We start from the raw sequence: 25364 nt of genomic DNA, 5'->3' as shown, positions 1-25364 counted from the left end.
CTAGAAGGCTCGAGGAGACGGCGCAGCGTCGCCGCAGTCGGTATCATTGACCGCGCAGCGCGCTCCAGAGCCGGTCGCCTTGCCCGCTGTTTATGTTCGCCTGGGCCAACATTTGGCTGGAGAACAACGCCCCCGGCCCCAGTTCGGCGCGCCGGTCCCTGACATGGTCGAGCACTGTTCCCGTCTGCAGGTCGATGCGCAGCGTGTCGCTGACCGTACCGTCGCGCGAGGTGCCCCATACGCGGATGTCGATCGATACGGCGCCGACGGGCGGGCGGCCGATAATCATGCCGCCATGCGTCACCGTCATCCAGTCCGGCAGCGCGCGCCCATCGGATAGCGTCACGCTGAAGCTCGTCTTCTCGGTCTGGCTGCCATAGGCGGGCAGGATGTAGAGGAAGTTCTCGTTGAAGATCGTATCGACCGTGAACCAGGTGCTATCGTCACCCGATCCGGCGATGTGAATATTCGATCCTCCCTTGAAGAAGCCGATGTGGATATCGTCGAGACGACGTCCGCTTTCGATCCATTCGGAGATCTGACGCACGGCATGCAGCACCGCGCCGTGGCGCGGCAAAGAGCCGATGCCGTTCAGAGGCTGAGCGGCGTTGACGACTGCGTCGATCGGACCATCCACCGTGATATCATCCGATATAGCGCCGAGATCGTCCATGATCTCCTTCGATGCGCCACCAATCTCCTCGGTCTCGTCACCGAAATCAGGCGCGCCGGGATCGTTCGCATCGATGGGGAACACGACCGGCGGATCCCTTTCGAGCGGCGGACGTTCGCCGGGCGGTGTTTCCGGCGGAGGTTCTGTCGGCGGCACGGCAGCACCCACGGCAATCGTGACCGTGTAGGTCGATGTCGCGTCGCCGTCGGAGACCGTGAAGGTGAAGCTGTCGCCACCCTCATAGCCGGCTGTCGGCGTGTAGCTGTAGCTGCCACCCGGATTGACCGTGACGATGCCGTGGGCTGCGGCCGATCCAAGCTGGTAGGTGATCGGCGATCCCTCGACATCGAAGGCCGGCGGCAAGGTGCCTGTGACGGTCTGATCGCGCCCGACCGCGATCGCCGTGCCGGACCCGACAGGTGCGTCGTTGACGGGCGTGACCGTGACGAACACGCGGTAGACGACCGTCGCACGACCATCGCTCACCGAATAGCTGAACTGGTCCGTGCCGTTGAAATTGCCGTTCGGCGTGAAGACATATCGGCCGTCGGCGGTGATCGTGACGACGCCGTGGGCAGGCCCGGCCGCAACCGCGTAGCTCAGCGGATCGCCATCGGGGTCGGTGGCGGCGGGAAGCGTGCCGGTAAACGTCGTATCTTCGGCAATCGTCAGCGTCGTATCACTGCCGACGGGGGCACCATTGGCCGCGCCAATGGAAACCGTCACGGTGTAAACCGAGGTCGCCGTGCCGTCGGACACCGTATAGGTGAACTGATCGGCGCCGCTGAAGCCAGCGTCGGGCTGGTAGGTGTAGTTGCCGTTCGGATCGATGGTAACGGTGCCGTGGACGGGATTAGCACCGAGACCATAAGTGACCGGTGATCCCTCGACATCGGTGGCTGGCGGCAGGGTGCCGGTGGCAACGGTTCCCTCCTGCACGGAGATCGATGTATCCGAACCGACGGGAGCATCGTTGACGGCGGTGACGGTCACGGTCACGCGATAGATGTTGGTGACCGTGCCGTCGCTCACCGAATAGCTGAATTGGTCGGTGCCATTGAAATTGCCGTTGGGCGTGTAGCTGTACGTTCCATCGGCATTGATGCTGACCGTCCCGTGGCCGGCAGCGGCCGCCAGACCATAGGTGATGGCATCGCCATCGGCGTCGGATGCCGTCGGCAGCCGCCCGGTGAAGGTCGTATCCTCGGCGAGCGAGATCGCGGTATCGGACCCGACGGGGGTGTCGTTGACGGGCGTGACCGTAACGAACACGCGGTAGACAACGGTCGCCCGGCCATCGCTCACCGAGTAGCTGAACTGATCGGTGCCGTTGAAATTGCGATCGGGCATGAAGGAATATTGCCCGCTCGCCGAAACAGTAACGACGCCATGCGCCGGTCCGGCGGCAAGGCCGTAGGTCAGCGCGTCGCCATCCGCATCGGTCGCGACGGGCAGTTGGCCGGTAAACGGCGTATCCTCGGAAACGGTCAGCGTCGTGTCTTGCCCCGTGGGCGCGCTGTTGACGGCGCCGACCGAGACGGTGACGGTGTAGATCGATACCGCCGTTCCGTCGGAGACCGTGTAGGTGAACTGATCGCTGCCGCTGAAGCCACTGTTTGGCTGATACGAGTAGCTGCCGTTTGCTCCGATCACCACGGTGCCGTGCGCGGCCTGCGCGCCCAGTCCATAGGTGACCGGGCTTCCCTCGATATCATAGGCCGGCGGCAGATTGCCGGTCGCGACCGTGCCCTGCTGCGCCGAGATTGACGCGTCGGATCCGATCGGCGCATCGTTGACGGAGCTGACGGTCACCGAGACGCGGTAGACGTTGGTCGCCGTGCCGTCGCTGACGGAATAGCTGAAGCTGTCGGTGCCGTTGAAATTGCTGTCGGGGGTGTAGCTGTAGGTCCCGTTGGCATTAATGCTGACGGTCCCGTGGCTTGCCGCGCCGGCGAGAGCGTAGGTGACTGGATCGCCGTCAGGATCGACGGCCGGCGGAAGCTGACCTGAGAAGGTCGTATCCTCGGCAAGCGAGATGGCTGTATCGGAGCCGATCGGCGCGTCGTTCACATTCTGAACGTCGATTGTAACGGTATAGGACACCGTTACGGTTCCATCGAACAAGGTGTAGGTGAACTGGTCCGGCCCGGCATAGTTTGCCTGCGGCACGTAGCTGAAGGTGCCGTCGGGATTGACCGTCACGGCCCCATGGGCCGCCGGCGTGCCGAGGCCGTAGACGATGGTGTCTCCATCCGCATCGGAGGCTGATGGAAGCGAGCCGGTAAAGCTCGTGTCCTCGGAGATGCTGATTGCCAGATCCGAGCCCGTCGGCGCATCGTTTTCGGCACCGACGTTCACCGTCACGGTGTAGACGGACAGCACAGTGCCGTCGGACACCGCGTAGGTGAACGTGTCCGTCCCGGAGAAATTGGCGGCGGGGACATAGGTGTAGCTGCCATCCGCAGCCACGGTGGCGACGCCGTGGCTCGGTCCGTTCTGCAGCAGATAGGTCAGCGGATCGCCATCGGCATCCACCGCGCGTGGCAGCGTTCCCGACGCGGAGCCGTCTTCATCGAGAGAGATCGACACATTGCTGCCAACAGGCGCGTCGTTGACCGCGGTCACCGTGATCGCGACTGTGTAGGTCGAGACCGCCTGGCCATCGGTCACCTGATAGGTGAAGCTGTCGGCGCCGTTGTAGTCGGCTGCCGGCTCGTATCGATAAGTGCCGTCGGGATTGACGGTCACCGAACCATGCATCGGCTGGGTGCCAACGGCGTAGCGAACCGGATCCCCATCGACATCGCTGGCGGCCGGCAACACGCCGTCGAAGGGTATGTCCTCGGAGACGGTAATCGCGGTGTTCGATCCGACCGGGGCGTCATTGACAGGCGTCACGGTGATAGAGACCGTATAGGTCGATTGATCGATGCCGTCGGAGACGGTGTAGGTGAAGCTGTCGGTGCCGTTGTAGTTGGCATTCGGACGATAGGTGTAGGTGCCGTCGGTGTTGACGGTGACCGTGCCGTGCGCGGCAGGCGCGCCCAGCCCATAGGTGAGCGCGTCACCGTCCGGATCGGTTGCAAGCGGCAGCATTCCACTGGCCAAGCCGTCTTCCGCTACGGTGATCGCGGCGTTGGAGCCGCTTGGCGGATCGTTGACTGCGCCCACGGTGACATTGACCACATAGGTCGTGGAATCGGTGCCATCCGAGACGCTGAAGCTGAAACTGTCGGAGCCGTTATAGCCGGGCGCCGGCGTATAGCTGTAGCTGCCGTTGGGGTTGATCACCACGGTGCCGTTGGAGGCCTGCGCGGTGAGCCCGTAGGTGATCGGGTCGCCATCGGCGTCGGTGGCCGGGGGCAGCTGGCCGGTGACGGTTTCATCCTCCTCGGTGGAGATCGAGGTTCCCGAGCTCACCGGCGCGTCGTTGACCGCGGTCACGGTAATCGAGATCGTGTAGGTCGAGGTCGCCTGGCCGTCGGAGACGGTGTAGGTGAAGCTGTCGGGACCATTGTAGTTCGCGGCCGGCACGTAGCTGTAGGTGCCGTCGGAGTTGACCGTCACCGTGCCGTGTGCCGCCTGCCCGCCAAGTCCGTAGGTCAGGCTGGGGCTGTCCACGTCAGTCGCGACCGGCAGCTGGCCGTTCAGCGTCTGGTCCTCGGCCACCGTCGCCGTCGCATCCGAACCGACGGGCGCGTCGTTGACCGGAGTCACAGTCACCGCGATCGTGACGGTCGTGATACCGCCCTGTCCGTCGCTGACGCTGATGTCGAAACTGTCGGTGCCGTTGAAGTCGGTGTTGGGCGAGTAGAGGTAGCGCCCAGCGGCGTCGATGACGACAGTGCCGTTGCGCGGGCCTGTTGCGACCGCATAAGTCAGCGGGTCGCCATCCGGATCGGTGGCGGCCACCACGCCCGACACCGGCACGTCTTCCCGCGTCTGGATCATCGAGCCGCTCGCGACAGGGGCGTCGTTGACGGGCGCGAGAATGATCGTCGCCCGGTCGGTATCGGCCTGAACGCCCCCGGCGCCGCTATTGCCGCCGTCGCTGGTGACCATGGTCAGCGTCACCGGCGCATTCGAATTCAGGAGCGGATGATAGGCCGGGGCCGATGCGCCGGCGAGGTAGGCGTTGATATCGCCGAGCGTGCCTGTGAGCGTGATCGCGCCCGAACCGTTGCCGGTCACGGCCACATTGCCGCCGGCGGCAGCCGTCAGCGTGCCGGCATCGACCGAGAGCGTCACCGTCATCGTGCCCGATCCGGCATCGACATCAGAGATCGACAGGCCGGCAAGCGGCAGCGCCGTATCCTCGGTGCCGTTGAAGGTCGCCGGCAGGCCATTGACCGGCGCGTCGTTGACGCCTGTCACCGTGCCGGTGACTGTGCCTTGCACGCTCAGGGTTCCGTCGGAAACCGTGTAGGTGAAGCTGGCATTGCCGGAAAAATCAGGTGCTGCTGCAAATGTCAGCGTGCCGTCGGAATTCAGCGTCACGGTTCCGAACACGAGAGCAACGCTGCCGCCGACGCTGATCGGCTGACCGTTGATCTCGGTTATCGTCAGCGTATCGCCATCGGGATCGCTGTCGTTGGCCAGGACCGGAACGACCACCTGGCCGTCTTCGGCGACAGTGAAGTTGTCGTTGACGGCGACAGGCGCGTCGTTGACCGGATTGATAGTGATGGTGACGGTCGCCGTATCGGTGCCGCCATTGCCGTCGTCGATGCGATAGACGAAGCTGTCAGTGCCGTTGAACCCGGCGGTCGGCGTGTAGGTGAAGGTGCCATCGGGATTGAGCACGAGGGCGCCATGCGCGGTATTCGTCACCAGCGAAACGGTGAGCGGATCATTATCGGGATCGGTGTCGGGGCCATTGCCGTTGGCGACGAGAACCGAGCCGCTCAACTGGCCGCCTTCGTTCATCGTGAAGAGATCGTTGACCGCGTCCGGCACCGGGTTCGTCACCGTCCAGGCAAAACTGCGAACCGCTTCGCCGCCGAGGCCGTCTCTCGCCGTAATCGTGACATTGTAGACCGCGCTGCCGGTCGCACCGGAGGCGTTCGGCAGGATGTTGCCCGTGATCTCGCCGGTCTGGGCGTTGTAGACGAGGCCCGGCGGTAGTCCGGTGATATCGAAGGTCAGCGGATCGCCATCGACATCGGTGAACTGAGCACCAACAGGCAGCACGATGGCTGCGCCGTCAAGGCTTGCCTGTGGCGGCAAGGCCGGCGCATTCGGCGCGTCGTTGAGGCCGGTGACGGTGACCGTCAGCGTCGCAGTGGCCACGCCGCCATGGCCATCGGAGATCGTGTAGCTCGCTGATGTCGTCGCTGTCGCACCTGCGGCAAGGCCGTCGAAGTCGGTGCCGGGGTCGAATGTATAGGAGCCGTCGGCGGCAATCAGGAAGCTGCCGCCGCCCTGGCCGGGGATTGCTACCCCGACATTACCGGTGGCCGCGCCGACGCCGACAACGGTCAGCGTGTCGCCATCCGGATCGCTGTCGGCACCTGGCCCGCCGACGATCACATTGCCTGAGATCGCGGTGTTTTCGGTGGTCGCGGCGGTATCGTCGACAGCTACGGGCGGATCGTTGACCGCGCCGACCGTGATCGTGATCGTTGCCGTGGCGGTGGCGCCACTGGGGTCCGTGACGACCACGACAAAGCTGTCAGTGCCGTTGAAATTGGGATTGGGGATATAGCTGTAGGTGCCGTCGGGGTTGACGACGGCGGTCCCGCTCGCGGCTGCGGTCTGAAGACCATAGACCAGCGTGGCCGGCGCATCGTCGATGTCGGTGGCAACGATCTGGCCCGTCGCCGTGCCGTCTTCATTCATCGAGACCGCGACATCCTGCAGAACCGGCGCATCATTGACCGGGTTGACTGTCACGGTCACCGTATGCGTAACGACGGCGGTTCCATCAGAGATCGTATAGGTGAAGCTGTCAGCACCGTTGAAGTCCGCAGTCGGCGTATAGACGTAGGCGCCAGTCGGGTCGATCGTGACGCTGCCATGCCCGGGCTGGCTGCCGACCCCATAGGTCAGCGGATCGCCATCCACATCGGTCGCCGCCGGCAGCTGGCCGCTGAGGGCCGTGTCCTCGGCGGTCGCGACCGCGATGTCGGAGCCGACGGGGAGATCGTTGGCGCCAGATACCGTCACCGTGAAGGTCGCGGTCGATGTGCCGCCCTGCCCGTCGGAGATGGTGTAAGTGATGCTGGTCGTGCGTTGTTCGCCGGCCTTCAGATTGTCGAAGTCGGTGCCCGGCACAAATGTGTAGCTACCATCTGTGCCGATCACGAACCGCCCGCCCGCAGAACCTGCGATAGACGCGCCGACATTGCCGGCAACGCCGTTGACGGCGCTGACCACGATCGTGTCGCCATCCGGATCGCTGTCCGCGCCATTGCCGTTGTCGGCGAAGACCGAGCCGGCGATATCAACGTTCTCGCCGGTGCTGGCGGCATCGTCGCGGGCGATGGGCGCGGGGTTGGTGACCGTGATGATGAAGGTCTGGTTCGCCGAGCTGGTGCCGTCGCTGGCGGAGACCGTGACCGAGTAAACGCCGCCATTGAGCTGCGACGCGTCGCGGTCGACCGTTCCGGTGATGAAGCCCTGCGACGAGATCGAGAGACCTGTCGGCAGGCCCGTCGCGGTGAAGGTCAGGCTGGGCGTATCGATATCGCTGAAGTTGCCCGAGACATCGAGGCTGATGGTCTGCGCATCCTGATAGGCTTGGTTGGCAATCGGCGTACCCACCGGCGCGTCGTCGACCGGCGTGACCGTGACGGCGATCGTGTAGGTGACCGTCGAGCGACCGTCGGAAACGCTATACGTGAAGCTGTCGCTGCCGTTGAAGTTGGCTGGCGGCGTGTAGCGATAGCTGCCGTCGGCGCTGATCGTGACCACCCCATTGGCCGGCGGCGTGGCGATGGCATAGGTCAGCGCATCGCCATCGGGATCGCTTGCTGTGGGCAGGAAGCCGGTCGCGACCGTATCCTCGGCGGTCTGGAAGCTCCCATCACTTCCGATCGGCGCGTCGTTGACGCCGACGACAGTGACCGACAGCGTGGCGTTCGCAGTGCCGCCGTGGCCGTCAGATACCGCGTAGGTGACCGAGGTAACCCGTGTTTCGCCGGCCTTGAGGCTCTGGAAATCAGCGCCGGGATCGAAGCGATAGCTGCCGTCGGCGTTGATCACGAAGCTGCCGCCCGTCGAGCCGGCGACCGCAGCGCCGGGCGCGCCATTGCCTACAGCCGAGACGACGAGTGCGTCACCGTCAGCGTCTGTATCGTTGCCGAGCACGCCGGGCACGGCGCCGACAATCGCGGTGTCCTCATCCGTGGTTGCCGTGTCATCGACGGCGACGGGCGCATCGTTGACGGCACCGATCGAGATCGTCGCGACCGCCGCTGCCGACGTCGCGCCGCCATCGTCCGTCACCGTGATCGAGACGGTGCGATCCCCCGTAGTCGGGTTGTCACTTCTGTTTTCATATTGAATGGCGCGCAGCAGGGCGCTGGTCGCCGCATTGCCCATCGTGCCGCCAGCCGCATTGGTGATGGCGAGCGCATTGGCGCCGTCATAGCTAAAGCGGAAGGTCGTGCCGCCGAAGATGATCGTGCCGGTGTTGGCCGTACCGTAGACGATGTCGACGGAGCCGTTCAGGTGGATGATCTCGGAACCTGCATTGGCAAAGCCGCCAAGCGCGAGGTTCAGCGACGTGATGCCGTTCTCGACATCGAACACGGTTGCGTCGCCGCTGGCGATCGCGACCGGCGCATCACCCTCGTTGAAGGAGACGGCGATGTCGACGCCCGCGCCGGCGCCGTTGAGATCGACGACACCGACATCGTTCACCGCCGCGACGGTGATGACGATCGATGCTTCCGCAAAGCCGCCATTGCCGTCGCTGATGCGGTAGGTTACCGGCACAGTGCCGTTGAAATCGGCCGCCGGCGTGAAGGTCAGCGATCCGTCGCCGTTGAGGCGGATGACGCCGCCCGCGACGGCAACCGTGCCATTGATGGCAATCGGCTGGCCGTCGATCGCCACGATCGTCAGCGGATCGCCGTCTGGATCGACATCCACGCCGCCGCCGGCCGTACCGACACCGGTGATCGGATTGAAGGTAACGGCGGTATCTTCATTGGTCGCGACAGCGTCATTGGCGGCGATCGGCGCCGGGTTGCTGACGGAGAAGACGAACTGCGTCGAGACCTGGCCGCCATGGCCATCGTCGGCGGATACCACGACAGTGTATGGGCTGCCCGTCGATGCATTGGCATCCAGCGTGCCACTGATAAGACCGGTGGCCGGATCGAAGCCCAGGCCGGGGGGCAGGCCATTGACTGCGATCGCCAGCGTATCGCCATCGACATCGCTGAAGAAGCCCCTGACGTCGAAGCTGACGGCTGAGCCATCTGCCTGTGCGCGATCGGGGATCGGGGTCGCCACGGGCGCATCGTTTACGGGATCGACCGTGACGGTCACCGTCGCCGTGTCGCTGCCGCCATTGCCGTCGCTGATCGTGTAGGTGAACGAGGCGGTGCCGGCGTAGTTGGCCGCAGGCGTGAAACGCAGTACTTGCGCGCCGTTGACCAGCACGAGCTGCACCGAGCCGTTGGAAATCGGAACGGCCGCGCCATCGACGCTCAGGTTGACGCCGTTGACGAGAACTATGCTCCTGGCATCGCCGTCGGTGTCGACATCATTTGCGAGCACGTCGATATCGACAGGCTGGTCTTCCAGCGTTCTTGCCGTGTCGTTCATCGCGTCGGGCGCGATGTTGCGGATAACATAGGTGAAATCGGATTCGGCGGTGAGGCCGCCGTCGTCGGTCGCGATGACCTTGACCAGGTAGTTGGAGAGGCCCATCGGGCCGGATGCGCCGGCGCTGATCCGGCCGCTGATGATGCCGGTCGCCGGATCGAAGGTCAGGCCCGGTGGCAGGCCTTGCACGTCGTATGTCAGTACGCCGCCCTCGGGATCGGCGAAATAGCTCGAAATGTCGAAGCTGATCGTATCGCCGTCATTGCGCTCCATATCGGCGATCGGGGTTTCGATCGGCGCGTCATTCTGGGCACCGACCGTGATGGTCAGCACGCCGGTGCTGAGACCGCCCTGACCGTCGGTCACGCGGTAGACCACCGTGTCGATGCCGTTGAAATCTTTTGCGGGCGTATAGTTCAGCGTTCCATCGCTGTTGACCGTCACCGTGCCGTGGCCGGCCTGCGGCGGGAAAGCAGGATCGATCATCAGCACGTCGCCGTCAGGATCGGTATCGTTTCCAAGCACGTTGATGTTGAGAAGGGGCACGTCCTCGGTCGTGGTCGCCGTATCGTTGACCGCGGTCGGAGCCGGATTGGTGACGGTGAGATTGAAGGTTGTCCTGAACGTGCCGCCCTGGCCGTCGTCCGCCACTACTGCCACCGTATAGATCGGGCCACCCTTCGACGCGTCGGCGGCGATCGTGCCGGTGATAACCCCATTCGCGTCCATCGACAGGCCTGCCGGCAGGCCGGATGCCGTAAAGGTCAGCGTATCGCCGTCGATGTCGCTGAAGAAATCGCTGACATCTATCGGCTTTCCATCGAGCGACTGGCCATCGGCGAGTGTCACCGCGGGGATGGGCGTTGCCGTCGGATTGTCGTTGATGCCGGTGACGCTGACGGTGATCGTCGCCGTATCGCTTTCGCCATCGGCATCCGTCACGCGGTAGGTGACCGACGTCGTGCGGGTCTCGCCGGCGCCGAGATCGGCGAAATCGGTGCCCGGGTTGAAGGTGTAGCCACCCGTGGCGCTGACGGTGAAGGTACCGCCATTCGATCCGGCGACCGGCTGGCCGACACTGCCTGCCTGGCCGTTGATCCGATCGATGGTCAGGGCGTCGCCATCGGGGTCCGTATCATTGGTCAGCGCATTGCCGACGCCGCTGGTGTTTTGACCAACCGAGAGGACATCGCTGAACGCCTTGGGCGGGAAGTTGCTGATGATCCAGGTAATCGTCCGCGAAATCGTGCCGCCATGTCCGTCCGATACTGTGATCGTCGCGACATAGGGTTCGGGACGCGAGGCGTTGTTCGGAAGCGGACCAGAGATCACGCCGGTCGCGGCGTCGATCTGCAGGCCGGGCGGGAGATCGGTCGCAGCATAGCTCAGCGTATCGCCATCGCGATCGGAGAAATAGACGCCGGCGTCGAAGGAGACGGTCTGGCCGTCGCTGTCCATCTGGGCCGGAAGCGGACCACTGACATCGGGCGCGTCGTTGACGGCATTGATCGTGATCGTGACCGTCGCCGTCGAGACGCCGCCCTGCCCGTCGGAGATCGTGTAGATGATCGTGTCGGTACCGTTGAAATCGGCAGCCGGGACATAGGTGATCGCACCGTTCGCCGCGAAGGTCAGCGTCCCGTGGCCGGCTGAGGCAGCAATCAGGCTCAGCGTATCGCCATCCGGGTCGGTGTCCGCGCCGGCGGTGCCGCTCGCCGTTCCAGCGCCGGTGATGACGTTGAATGTCGCGGATTGATCTTCGTTGATCGCGAGATTGTCGTTGACGGCGGTCGGGCCCGGATTGGTCACCTGGAGCTCGAAGGTCTGGGACACGGACGCACCTGTCCCGTTTGGCCCGTCATGCGCCGTGACCGTGATCTGGTAGAAGCCCGAGGCGCCGCCCTGGCTGGCGTTGTGATCGATCGTGCCGAAGATGAGGCCGGTTGCCGCGTCGAAGCTCAAGCCGGCAGGCAGGCCCGTGATCGTGTAATTCAGCGTATCGCCATCGGGATCGTCGAAGAAATCAGAGACGCGATAGATCAGCTGCTGGCCATCGGCACGCACGCGATCCGGTATCGGGTTGGTCCCCTCGGGCGCGTCGTTCTGCGGGATGATCGTGATGGTCACCGTCGCGGTATCGACGCCGCCATTGCCGTCGTCGATCGAGTAGCTGAAGCTTTCCTGGCCGTTGTAGTTTGCGTTCGGCGTGAAGCGTAGCAGCGGCCGATCGGTTGGGCCGGCGACCAGTCGAACCGTGCCGTTGGTCGTCGCCACCGCCGGGCCGTTCAGCTGCAGCACCACGTTGTTGACGCGGATGACCTCGTCATTGTCGCCATCCGGATCGCCGTCATTGGCGAGCACGTCGATATCGACGGGCGTGTCTTCGTTGGTGGTCGCGAAATCGTCGCGCGCGATCGGCGGCAGGTTGAGGATGGTGTAGTGGAAGGTGACCGAGGTCGTGCCGCCCTTGCCGTCCGATGCTGTGACCGTCACCGTATAGACAGCCTCGCCGGTCGGGCCCGAAGCTTCCGGCGCAATGCGGCCGGAGACCAGGCCGGTGGCCGGATCGATGGTGAGCCCCACGGGCAGGCCGCTCGCGGCGTAGGTGAGCGGATCGCCGTCGGCATCCGAGAAGAAGGCGGAGATATTGAGACTGTCGGTATCGCCGTCGTTTCTCGTACGGTCGGCGATGGGCTGGCCGACCGGCGCGTCGTTGACGGCGAGTACCGTGACGGTGACCGTCGCGGTCGCTGTTCCGCCGTTTCCGTCGGAGATCGTGTAGGTGATCGTATCGGTGCCGTTGAAATTGGCATTCGGCTGATAGGTGATCTGGCCGCCGGAGCCGAGCGTCACCGTGCCGTTGGCGGCGCTGGCCGCCGTAACCGTCAGCGGATCTCCATCGGGATCGCTGTCCGGCACGCCGCCGCTCTCCGAACCATCGAGCACATTGAAGGTGAGCGGCGTATCCTCGGTCGCGGTGACCGCATCATTGACCGCAACCGGCGGCGGGTTGCTGACCGAGAAGGAGAAGCTCTGGCTGGCCGTGCCGCCATGGCCGTCATTGACGCTGATGGTCACGGTGTAGACGCCATTGCCAGTAGGCCCGCCGACGCTCGCCTGGCGATCGATCGTTCCGGTCACCACACCGGCCGCGTTGATGGACAGTCCAATCGGAAGACCGCTTGCCGAATAGGTCAGCGTGTCGTTGTCGGCATCCGTAAAGAAACCGGAGACATCGAAGGTAACGGCGGCGCCATCGGCGCCCGACCGGGCCGGAAGCGGAGAACCGACCGGCACATCGTTGACGCTCGCGACATTGACCGTGACCGTATACTCGTTGCTGCCACCCTTGCCGTCGCTGACGACATAGGTGAACCGGTCGGTGCCGTTGAAATTGGCCGATGGCGTGTAGCTGTAGGTGCCATTCGGATTGACGACGACAGTGCCATGGGCCGGCGTGGTACTGCCGACGGCATAGGTGATCGCATCGCCGTCGACGTCGGTTGCCGTCGGCAGTGTGCTTGAGATCACCCCATCTTCATCGACCGAGACGGTGGTATCGGAGGCGACGGGCGCGTCGTTGACCGGCGTGACGGTCCCATTGACGGTGGCCGTCGCGGTGCCGCCATTGCCGTCTGAAATGGTGTAGGTGAAGGATGGGGTGCCGTTGTAGTTGGCAGCCGGCGTGAAGGTCAGAGTGCCGTTCGCATTGAGCCTGACGCTGCCGCCGGTGATCGCAACGGACCCGCCGGAGGCAATCGGGGTGCCGTTGATCGCGGTCACATTGAGCGCATCGCCATCCACGTCGCTGTCGTTGCTACGGACGTCGAAGGTCACGGCCGTATCTTCAAGCGTGGTGAAGCTGTCGTTGACGGCAACCGGCGCGTCGTTCACCGGCGTCACGCTGCCGCTGACGGTGGCGGTCGCGGTGCCGCCATTGCCGTCCGAGACCGTGTAGGTGAAGCTCGGGCTGCCGTTGAAATTCGCCGTCGGCGTGAAGGTCAGCGTGCCGTTGGCGTTCAGCCGCACCGTGCCGCCGGTGACGGTAACCACCCCGCCGGCCGCGATGTTGGCGCCATTGATGGCGGTCACGGTGAGCGTGTCGCCGTCGATATCGCTGTCATTGCCAAGCACATCGAAGGTGACGGCTGTATCCTCTGCCGTCGTGAAGCTATCGGCCACAGCGACGGGGATATCGTTGACCGGCGTTACCGTGCCGCTGACGGTGGCGGTCGCGGTGCCGCCATTGCCGTCGGAAACGGTGTAGGTGAAGCTCGGGCTGCCGTTGAAATTCGCCGTCGGCGCGAAGGTCAGCGTGCCGTTCGCGTTCAGCGTGACGCTGCCGCCGGTGATCGCCACGGAATTGCCGACCGTGATGCCGGTGCCATTGATCTGCGTGATCGTCAGCGCGTCGCCATCCGGATCGCTGTCATTGGTAAGAACGGCGATGGTAACGGCTTGGTCCTCCGGCGTCGTGAAGCTGTCGTTCTGCGCGACCGGCGGATCCTGAACCGGGTTGACCGTACCGTTGACCGTTGCCGTCGCCGTGCCGCCGTGGCCGTCGGAGATGGTGTAGCTGAAGCTCGGATTGCCGTTGTAGTTGGCCGATGGCGTAAAGGTCAGCGTGCCATCGGCATTCAACCGGACACTGCCGCCGGTGACGGCGACCGAGCCGCCGGACGCGATGTTCGAGCCGTTGATCTGGACCACGGCAAGCGCGTCGCCATCGACGTCGCTGTCGTTGGCGCGCACATCGAAGGTGACCGCCGTATCCTCGTTGGTGGTGAAGCTGTCGTTGGCGGCGACCGGCGGATCCTGCACCGGGTTGACGGTGCCGGTGACCGTCGCGCTCGCCGTGCCGCCCTGGCCGTCGGAGACCGTGTAGGTGAAGGTCGGCCTGCCGTTGTAATCGGCCGTCGGCGTGAAGGTCAGCCGGCCATCGGCATTGAGCGTGACCACGCCGCCGGTGACGGCCACCGAGCCGCCCGTGACTATGGCGGTGCCATTGATCGCCGTGACAGCAAGCGTGCCGCCATCGACATCGCTGTCATTGGCGCGCACGTCGAAGGTGACGGATGTGTCCTCGTTGGTGGTGAAGCTGTCGGCCACCGCGACCGGGGCATCGTTCAGGCCGGTGACGGTTACGGTCACCGTCGCCGTCGAGAAGCCGCCCTGGCCATCGGTGATCGTGTAGATCACGGTCGTGACCCGCGTCGCGCCGGCGGCGAGATCGTCGAAGGCGGTGCCGGGATTGAAGGCGTAGGTGCCGTCGGCGTTGATCGTGAAGGTACCACCGTTCGAGCCGGCCACGGCCTGGCCGACACCAGCACCGGTGCCACCGACCGCCGAGACCGAAATCGGGTCGCCATCGGGATCGGAATCGACGCCGTTGCCATTGTTGTCGAAGACGGAGCCCGTGAGCGGAGAGTTCTCGGTCGTCGCCAGATTGTCGGCGGCGGCCACCGGCGGCGGGTTGAGGACGGCCCAGGTGAAGCTGCGGTTCGCTGTCGCCCCGCTGCTGTCGGTTGCCGTCACCGTGACGGCATAGGGACCGTTGACGCTGGCGCTGCGGTTGATGGTACCGGAGATGACACCGGTCGTGGCGTTGATCGTCAGGCCCGGAGGAAGACCGGTCGCGGTGAAGGTCAGCGTGTCGCCGGTATCGGGATCGCTGAAGTTGCCGCCGACATTGAGCGTCACCGTCTGCGCGTCGTTGCCGGTCTGGTTGGCGATCGGCGTCGAGATCGGCGCATCGTTGACACCCGTGACTGTCACCGTGACGGTCGCCGTCGAGAAGCCGCCATGGCCGTCGGACAGCTGGTAGGTGACGCTGGAGGTGCGGCTCTGGCCGGCCGGAAGGTCGGTAAAGGCCGTGCCCGGGTTGAACACCGCCGCGCCGTTGGCGCCGATCGTGAACGTGCCGCCGTTCGAACCTGTGACTGCAAGACCGACATTGCCGGCGACGCCGTTGATGGCCGAGACCTGCAGCACGTCGCCATCGACATCGGTGTCGTTGGCGAGCACATTCAGGCTCGTGCTGACGCCGGCATTGGTCTGGGCGGTATCGTTGACGCCGACGGGCGCGTCGTTGACCGAATTGACCGTCACGCTGACCAGATATTGCACCGTGACGGTGCCGTCGCTGACGCTGTAGGTGAAGCTGTCGGTGCCGTTGAAGTTGGCGGATGGGGTATAGATATAGGTGCCGTTGGGATTGACCACGACGGTGCCGTGCGACGGCGCGATCGATCCGGCGCCATAGGTCAGGCTGTCACCATCGACATCGGTGGCGACGGGCAGCGTGCCGGAGAAGGCAGTATCCTCGTTGGTGGTGATCGCCGTATCGGAACCGACAGGCGCGTCATTGACCGGGGCCACTGATATCGTCGCCGTATCGGTATCGGACAAGGCGCCACCGCTGCCGGTGTTGCCATTGTCGTTGGTCACCATCGTCAGCGTCACCGCGCCATTGGCGTTGGCGGCGGGGTTGAACACCGGCCGGGTGCCGGCTGCGGCAAGGAAGCCGTTGATGTTGGAAAGTGTGCCGGTCAGCACCAGCGTGCCCGATCCGGAGCCGCTGACCGTGACGCCGGAGCCGCCGGTGGCGGCGAGCGTGCCGGAATTGACGCGGAGCGTCACGGTGATCGAGCCGGAGCCGGCATCGACATCAGCGACCTGCAGGCCGGCCAGCTGCAGCGCCGTATCCTCATTGGTGCCGAAGCTCGCGGGCAGCGTGTTGACCGGCGCATCATTGACGGCCGTGACGTTGAAGGTGAAGCTGTTCGGGCTCTGGTCGGTATCCTGGCCGCCATTCGCGGTGCCGCCATTGTCGCGGACCTGGAAGGTGAAGGAGGCGAGCGCCGTGCCATTGGCATTGGCTGCCGGTGTGAAGGTGAGGTTGCCGAGATTGGCGGCGGAGATCACCTGGCCGGCGGTGACGGCGGTGCCGCCGAGCGAGAGAACGCCATTGGTCGGCAAGGTGGTGATGACGACGGCGGCAAGGCTGTTCGCCGGGCTGTCGTTCGGATCGGTGAAGCCGAAGCTTGCGGCCGAGAAGGTGTAGACGCTGTCCTCATTGATGGTAACGGTATTGTCGGTGCCGGCGGGCGCGTCGTTAACTGATGTAACCGCGATCGTTGCCGTATCGATATCGACGAGCGACGGGCCGCCGGTATTGCCATTGTCGTTTGTGGTCATCGTCAGCGTGACGCTGGCGGTGGAATTGGCTGATGGCGTAAAGCTCGGGCGCGTCGCGCCGGCAAGATAGGCGTTGATGTCGGTTAAGGTGCCGGACAGCGTTAGTGCCTGCGATCCGGAGCCGCTTACCGTCACGCCGCCGGCGCCAAGTGCCGAAAGCACTCCGGAATTGACCGACAGTGTCACAGTCATCGTGCCGGAGCCTGCATCCTGATCGCTGATCTGCAGGCCGGCGAGCCCGAGAGACGTATCCTCGATCGCGGTGAAAGAGGGCGGCAGCGTGTTGACGGGTGGCGTATTGACCGAAGCGACGGCGACGGTGACCTGCGCAGTCTCAGTCGCCCCGCCCGACGTGACGGTGTAGGTGAAGGTCGTCACGCCGTTGTAGTCGAGCGTCGGCGTGAAGATCAGCTGGCTGGAGGCATTCAGCCGCACCGTACCGTTGGCAACGGTGACCGCCGCCCCGCCTGCCGTGATCGCGGTGCCGTTGACGGCGGTGATCGCGCGGCCCGGGTTCTCGAAGCTATCGTTTGCGAGGACCGAGATGACGGCTGGGACGTCCTCATCCGTCGACACGGAATCATTGGCGATGTCGGCGACAGGGGTGATGGTCACCGGTATGGTGTTGGTGGCGCTGAGCGAACCGTCGGAGGTCTGCACCGAGATCTGCGCCGAGCCATTGTAATCGGCAACCGGCGCATAGCTTGCGCCCGAGAGCGCCGTATTGATCGCTCCCGTGGTGCCGGTGAAGGTCATCGTCTGATCGGCGGTGCCGTCGCCGGCGCTGAAGGACAGGCCGGATGTGCCAGCCAGCGAGAAGGAGCCATTGGTGACGGTGACCGTCACCGTCAGCGTTCCATTATCGACATCGGAGACGACGATCGCATTGCCGGCGGAGGACGAGAAGACGATCGAGGTGTCTTCCGCAGTCGTCTGTGCCGTCGGCACGGTATTGACGGGCGCATCGTTGACCGGGTTGACCACGATCGTCACCGTCGCGGTTTCCGTCACGCCGCCGGAAGTGACCGTATAGGTGAAGCTCGTCGTGCCGTTGAAATTGGCTGCCGGCGTGTAGGTGATCGTGCCATCGGCGGCGAAAGTGACGGTGCCTTGGCCGGCCGGGGGCTGCGTGACCGATGTGATCGCCCTGCCCGCATTTTCGAAATTGTCGGCCGACGCGCCGTTCGTGCCGGTGATGGCGTTGAAGGTGATGGCCGTGTCTTCGTTGGTCGTCAGGTTGTCGGCGACGATATCGGCGACCGGCGTGATTGTTATCGCCACCGTATCGGTGTCGGTCAAAGAGCCATCCGTCGTCTGGACGGTCAGCTGCGCCGCGCCGTTGTAGTCGGCGGTGGCGGTGTAGGTGAGGCCCGCAAGAGCCGCGTTGATCTGCGCGGCGGTGCCGGACAAGCGAACCGAAGACGTGCCGTTGTTGGCAATCGTCGCGCCGGTCCCCGTCGTCACGTTGGCGATACCGTTGGTGACTGTCACCGTCGTGGTCAGCACGTCGCCATCGACATCGGCGACCGATACGCCCGATACGACCAGCGGCGTATCCTCGGCGACCGTTTGGGCGCCCAGAACGGTATTCACCGGCGCGTCGTTGACCGGAACGATGATCACGTTGACGGTCGCGGTCTCGGTCACGCCGCCGGAGGTGACCGTATAGGTGAAGCTGGTGCTGCCGTTGACGTTGGCGGATGGCGTGAAGGTCAGCGTGCCATCACCGTTGAGGCGAACCGTGCCGCTGGTGACGTTGACGACGCCGTTCGCAACGATGGCCGAGCCATTGATCGCGGTGATCGTGTGGCCAGCGTTTTCGAAGCTGTCATTGGCATCGACGGCGATCACCACCGCCGTGTCCTCGTTGGTCGTGGCCGTATCGTTGGCGATATCAGCGACGGCGGTTATTGCGATTGTCTGCGTATCGGTGTCAGTCAGCTGGCCGTCGCTGCTCGTCATCGTCAGCGTCACGCTACCGTTGAAATCGGCGACCGGGGCGTAGCTCGGTCGCGCGGTGCTGGCCAGATAGGCGTTGATGCTCGTGAGCGTGCCCGACAGCGTGATCGTGGCGGTGCCCGAACCGGTGACCGTCACGCCCGAGCCGCTTGCGGCCGTCAGCACGCCGGAGCCGACCGACAGCGTCACCGTCGCAGTCCCCGAGCCGATATCGGGATCGGCCACCGAGAGGCCGGTCAGCGACAGCGTACCGTCCTCGTTCATTGTCCAGCCGCCTGATGGCAGCGTGTTGACCGGCGCGTCGTTGACAGGCGTGACCGCGACCGTCGCCACCGCCGTGTTCGACGACGCCGCGCCGTCGGATACGGTGACGTTGATCGAGCGGGTGAGCGCACCCGGATCATCGGAGGTCGAGGCATAGCGGATCTGGCCAAGCGCCGTTTGGTAGGCGGCCTTTGTCGCCGAGCCGGTCAAGGTGAGCGTGTAGGTCGAGGCATTGTAGCTGGCGGTGATGCCAGATGGCAGCGTGCCGGTGACCGCCAGCACGTCGCCGGCCTGTCCATTGGAAATGATGATTGTCGCCGATGCCATGTTGGTATTGTCGACGTCGGCGACGAGAACACCGGTGTTGACGATGGCGACGCCAGCGGCGTTTTCCGTGTAGCTGGTGGCGTAGCCGGTGCCGGCTGCGGATGTGTCGAGGTCGAGCGTCGGCGCGTCGTTGACGGCGATGACGGTGATCGTTGCCGTGTCCACGTCGGTCAGCGCGCCGCCCGAACCGGTGTTGCCGCCGTCGTTGGTCGTCATCGTCAGCGTGACCGCACCGTTGAAATCGGCCACCGGCGTGTAGACCGGTCGCGCGGTGCTGGCGAGATAGGCGTTGATGCTGGCAAGCGTGCCCGACAGCGTGAGCGACGAGGTGCCGGAGCCGCTGATCGTGACACCCGCACCGGATGCGGCGGTCAGCTGCCCGGAATTGACGCCGAGCACGACGGTCATCGTGCCGCTGCCGGCATCGACATCCGAGATCGCAAGGCCGGTCAGCGCAAGGGCCGTATCCTCATTGACCGACCAGCCGCCCGCCGGCAGCGTGTTGACCGGTGCGTCGTTGACGGGATCGATGGTGATGGTGCGCGTGTCGATATCGGTAAGCGCGCCGCCGGAGCCGGTATTGCCACCATCGTTGGTCGTCATTGTCAGCGTCACCGAGCCGCTGGCATTGGCGGCCGGGTTGAACTGCGGGGCGGCGGCCGACGCCAGATAGGCGTTGATCGCCGAGAGCGTGCCCGACAAGGTCAGCGACGCCGATCCCGATCCGGAGATGGTGACACCGGCGCCCGAGATCGCGGAAACCGAGCCGCCGGAGACAGCGAGTGTGACCGTCATCGTGCCGGTGCCGGCATCGACGTCGGAGATCGACAGGCCGGATAGCGCGATGGACGTGTCCTCGCTGGTGCTCCAGCCGGATGCCGGCAGGCTGTTGACCGGCGCATCGTTGACAGCGCTGACATTGACCGTGACGGTGGCCGTCTCGGTGACGCCACCCGCGGTCACCGTATAGGTGAAGGTCGTCTGTCCGTTGAAGTTCGCGGATGGTGTATAGACCAGCGTCCCGTCGGCGGCGAAGGTGACGCTGCCCTGCCCGGCCGGTGGCTGCGTGACCGACGTGACGGCGCGGCCGGGATCCTTGAAGGTATCGGCGGTGGCGCCGTTAGTCCCGGTGATGACGTTGAAGGTGATTGCCGTGTCTTCGGCCGTCGCCACCGTATCCGGCGTGATATCAGCCACAGGCGTGACCGTGATCGCGACATTGTCCGTGTCCGTTAGCGAACCGTCGGAAGTGGAGACGACAAGAGTGTCCGAGCCATTATAATCCGCGCGACCGGTGTAGCGCAGCGAGGCGAGCACGCTGTTGACCTGCGCAAGCGTGCCAGAGACGGTGACCGAGGTCGTACCGTTGCCGGTGACGGTTCCCGCGATGATGGAAGGCGACAGCGTGCCGTTCGCGACCGACAGGGTGACGGTGACCGAGCCGCTGTCGACGTCGCTCACCGAAATGCCCGAGATCGCCGTCTGCACGTCCTCGCTCAGCGTCACCGACGTCGGCACCGTATTTACCGGCGCGTCGTTGACGGCGATGACGTTGACTGTGGCGACCGCGACGTTGGAATTGGCGGCGCCGTCGTTGACAGTGACGTTAATGCTGCGCGGGGTGGTGGATGGGTTTTCTGAACTCGACAGGAAGCGGATCTGCTGCAGCGCCGTCTCGTAGCTTGCGCGCGGGGCCGAACCCGTGAGCGTCAGGGTGAAGGTCGTGGAATTGTAGCTCGCGGTGATGCCTGCAGGCAGCGTGCCGGCGACGGCCAGAAGGTCGCCCGCCTGGCCGTTGGTGATGACCGCAGACAGCGAGGCCATGTTGGCGCTGTCGATATCGGTGATCACGCCATCCGTATCGGCAATCGCAACGCCGGGGTCGTTTTCGGTGTAGGTCGTTGTGAAGCCGGTGCCGGCGCCCGATGCATCGAGATCGAGGATCGGCGCATCGTTGACGGGCGTGATGTTGATAACGGCGGTATCGGTATCGGTGAGCGGGCCTCCGGTGCCGAAATTGCCGAGGTCGTTGGTCGTCATCGTCACCGTGACGCTGCCATTGGCATCGGCCACCGGCACGTAGACGGGAGCCGCACTCGATGCCAGGAAAGCGTTGAGATTGGCGAGCGTGCCTGTCAGCACCAGCGTGCCGGTGCCAGAACCTGAGACGGTGACGGAGCCGCCGGCCGTGGCCGTCAAGACGCCTGTCGGCACCTGCAGGCGGACGGTCATCGAACCGGTCCCGGCATCCGGGTCCGTGATCGACAAGCCAGTCAGCGCGACGCTGGTGTCTTCGTTGGTCGTCCAGCTCACGGGCAGCGTGTTGACCGGCGCGTCGTTTACGGCGGTGATCGCGACGGCGGTAACGGCGGTGTTAGAATTCGCCGCGCCGTCATTGACAGTGACGCTGATATTGCGCGATGCGGCTGCGCCATTGAGCGTCGGGTTGTCGGAGCTTGAGGTGTAGAGCACCTGGCGAAGCGCGGCCTCGTAATTCGCCTTGGTCGCCGAGCCTGACAGCGTCAGGGTGAAGGTGGTGGCGTTATAGCTGGCAGTGATCCCCGCTGGAAGGTTGCCGGTGACCGTAAGCAGGTCGCCGGCCTGGCCGTTGGTGATCACGATCGAGGCCGAGGCCATGTTGGTATTGTCGACGTCGACGACACTGCTGTTGGTGTTCGAGATCGCAACGCCGGCGGCGTTTTCCGTGTAACCGACCGAATAGCCGGTTCCAGTCGTCGACCCATCGAGATCGAGCACGGGCGCGTCGTTGACCGGGTTGATGATGATATTGCGCGTATCGACATCGGTAAGCGCGCCGCCCGTGCCGGTGTTGCCGTTGTCGTTGGTCGTCATGGTCAGGACGACGGTGCCGTTGGCATCGGCGACAGGAACGTAAACGGGCGCGGACGCCGAGGCGAGGTAGGCGTTGATATTGGCGAGCGTGCCGGTCAGCACCACAGTGCCGGTTCCGGACCCCGACACGCCGACGCCGCCTCCCGCCGTTGCCGTGATCGTGCCGGAGGCGACGCTCAGCGTGACCGTCATCGAGCCGGTGCCGGCGTCAAGATCTGTGACCGAGAGACCCGACAGCGCCAGGCTGGTATCTTCGTTCGTCGTCCAACTGGCCGGCAGGTTGTTGACGGGCGCATCGTTGACGGCGACGACCGCGATGGTGGAGGTGGCGACGGCCGACGACAGGCCGCCGTCATTGACGGTGACGTTGATGACACGCGGCGTCGTGCTCGGATTATCGCCGGTGTTGGAGAAGGTGATGGCCTTGATCGCCGTGGCATAGCTCGCCTTGGTGGCCGAGCCCGTCAGCGTCACGGTGACCTGCCCGGCAACGGACGTGTCGACCGATCCGGTGATGCCGCTCGGCAAGGTGCCGACGGTCAGTACGTCGCCGGCCTGCGCGTTGGTGAGAACGATGGTCGCCGAGCGCATGTTGGTGCTGTCGAGATCGCGCACATCCGTTGCGGTGCTGCCGATCGACACACCGGCGCCGTTTTCGGTGTAGGTCGTCGTGTAATTGACGCCGGCAACCGTATCGACATTGCGGAAGGCGCTGACGTTGTCGATGAAGATGTCATCCGTACTCGGTGTCAGAAGCCCGCCGGCCGCGGAATAGCTGAAGACGAGGTCGCCGGTGGCGACAACCGTCGAGGGCAGGTTGATGGTGACGGCGGTGCGGCCCCAGGCGGTGGTACCGGCAGCGGATGCGGCAACGGTGGAGGGTGAGCCGGACGCGCCGTTGAAATAGGTGATGGTCGCGGTATTCGGCGTGCCGTTGAGCGTACCCGTGGTGATGCGTGCATAGAGCACGCCGCCGATGGTAACATCCACGGTTGCCGGCGTGTTGTTATCGTTGGAGATGCCGAGCAACAGATCGTTGCTCCAACCCACATCGAAGGTCAGCTGCGCTGCACCAGACGGCGCAAGACCGTCAGTCCAACCTGACACGTTCGCTTGTGTCAGCGTGCCGGTTCCGCCGTTGAGCGTCCAGGCAAAGCCGCCGTTGGCCTGTGCGCCCGCGGTGCCGCCGACCGTCCAGCCTGTCGTGCCCGGCGTGCCGCCATTGGTGATGATCTGCGTTGGCGTCGTGCCGGAATTGAGGTCGACGATTGGCGCTTGGGCATAATAGCCGAAATCGGCCGCGAGGTTTGCGGCGCCGATCGTGGCGAGCGCAAGCGATTGGGTGGTGCTTCCCGTCGTAAGTGTGGCCGTACCCAGCACGCCGTTCGCGTCGGTGACGCGCACGATGTACTGGCCGGGCAGAACGCCGGTGAAGAGATAGTTGCCATTGGCGTCGGTCGTATCCGTCGCCAAGATACGTTCGCCGGTGCTGACCAAGCCATCGCCGTTGACGTCGTCGATAAGCTGCACGGTGACGCCGCCGATGCCGCCATCGCCCGTGTTGAAGGTGCCGCTCTTGTCGTTGTCGGCGAAGATCTTATCGCCGATCGTACCCGTCGGCGGCGTCCAGCGCGCGGCGTCGGAGATGTTGGTGAGCGCGGTCGTGCCATTGGTCGTGATCGTCACGGCCGATCCGATGGCGACGCCCGTTATCGGATTGATCTGGCGGATATCGGTGCCGACGAGATAAGTGTTGCCGTTGATATCACCGCCGCCCTGCGCACCGGTGCCGCCTGTGGCATTGGCGATACTGTCGATGATCGCGCCGCTCGTCAGATTGTAGCGGGTAATGCCAAGCGTGGTGATGCTAAGCAGCGTGTTGTTGGTCGCATCGATCGCGAAATCACCCCAGTCGTTCGCTGCCGTAATCTGCGCGCCGAATGCCGTCGCGCCGGCCATGGTGCGGCCGTTGTTGCTGAAGGTGATGCGGTAGATCTGGTCGTTGCTGCCCGAAACGTTTTCGACACCGAGATAGAGGCCGCCGTTAAAGAATGTCGCGGCGCCGCCGCCGACGCCAGTCGTGCCTGTGACAATGTTGGTCGCAGCGCCCGTGGTCAGATCGGAATCGACCAGGATATGGGTGTTGTTGATGTAATCGTAGGCGAACAGAGCCTTGTTGCCTGCAACCGCGTTACTGTCGGTGTAGTAGATCAGGCCATTTGACTGATCGGCTGCCAGCGAGTTGATCGTGTCTGACATGGTGATCCCGCCGACGCTCCCCGGCACCGTCGTGATCATCGTCGCCTTGCCGGTCAACACGTCGACGCTGTAGATCGACCGCCCGGCCGAGACCAGTAGTGCGCCATTGCCGTTCGACGAGGCGATGTTCAGCGTATCGGCGTAGTCCGCATGGCTCTTGTCCGTGCCGATCAGGTCGGAGGCGATATCGCCATCGTGATATTCGAGATCCCAGTTGCCGCCGAGGGCAGCACTTCCCGTCGGATCGGTCGAGGCGGCGACGTCTGCGCCGGTGAGATAGCCGAGCATTTTGACAGCGTTCGTGCCCGTTTCGCCCTCGGCAAAATTACAGCCGTAGACAAGAATATCGGCATTGTCGGTCAAGGAGCCGCGTATCGACGTCAGATCGGCGGCGTAATCGGTCGCCATCGTGGTTGCCGTCAGCGACGCGGAACCGAGCTGCAGGAAGCCTTCCTTGCCGTGCGATATGATGTGGATCGCTTCGACATCGTGCATAGACGATAGCGTTTCTGCGAGTTCGTGAACGCCATTCTCGTTCGGGTCTACCACGATGATCTTGAAATTGTCCCCTAGGTCTTTGACCAGCGCCTGATAGTCGGGCACGGAGGAATCGATCACCACCACCTGGCGCGGCTGTGCAACGGCTGACGTCTCGGGTGCTGCCGAAGCGGCTTGGTGTTCGGCGAGTGCGGCGACCAACGCGTCATGGCCATCGCTGGCGCCATCGTGCTGGGCCGTCTCGGCGGAGCCGTGATCCCCTTGATCCTGATGGGTTTTTTCCTGGGATTTTTCCACGGTCGCCGCGCCGGCAGCGTCGAATGCGATGCGTTGTTCCAACTCCATCAACATCGAGCCGTATTTCGGCTTGGCATTCCTACCCCGCACCTTTTCGATGCGGTCAGGGGCGGGGCGAACGTAGCGTTCGTTCATGGGGTTTCCTCCACGACAGATCGTTTTCGTTTGGCCGGGTGCCCTATTCGCCCGGCATGTCAGCGATGTTAGTCATCCCTCAGAACCGACTCCCAATGTCGGCTTCCGCAACCGTAGTGAGCAGAGA

Annotated in this window: 1 protein-coding gene; it reads right to left on the bottom strand. The window is 64.4% G+C overall.

Going from position 1 to position 25364, the window contains the following annotated elements:
* Window positions 1-43 precede the first annotated feature (43 nt).
* Window positions 44-25237, bottom strand: coding sequence for an Ig-like domain-containing protein (locus B3605_RS05980; RefSeq protein ID WP_296433290.1), 25194 nt, complete (start codon window positions 25235-25237; stop codon window positions 44-46).
* Window positions 25238-25364 lie beyond the last annotated feature (127 nt).

Origin of the sequence: Rhizobium sp. UBA1881 (genome assembly GCF_002338015.1) — a bacterium.
Lineage (GTDB): Bacteria > Pseudomonadota > Alphaproteobacteria > Rhizobiales > Rhizobiaceae > Rhizobium.
The sequence above is the reverse complement of the archived record's forward strand: the minus strand, read 5'-3'. Positions and strand labels throughout refer to the sequence as shown.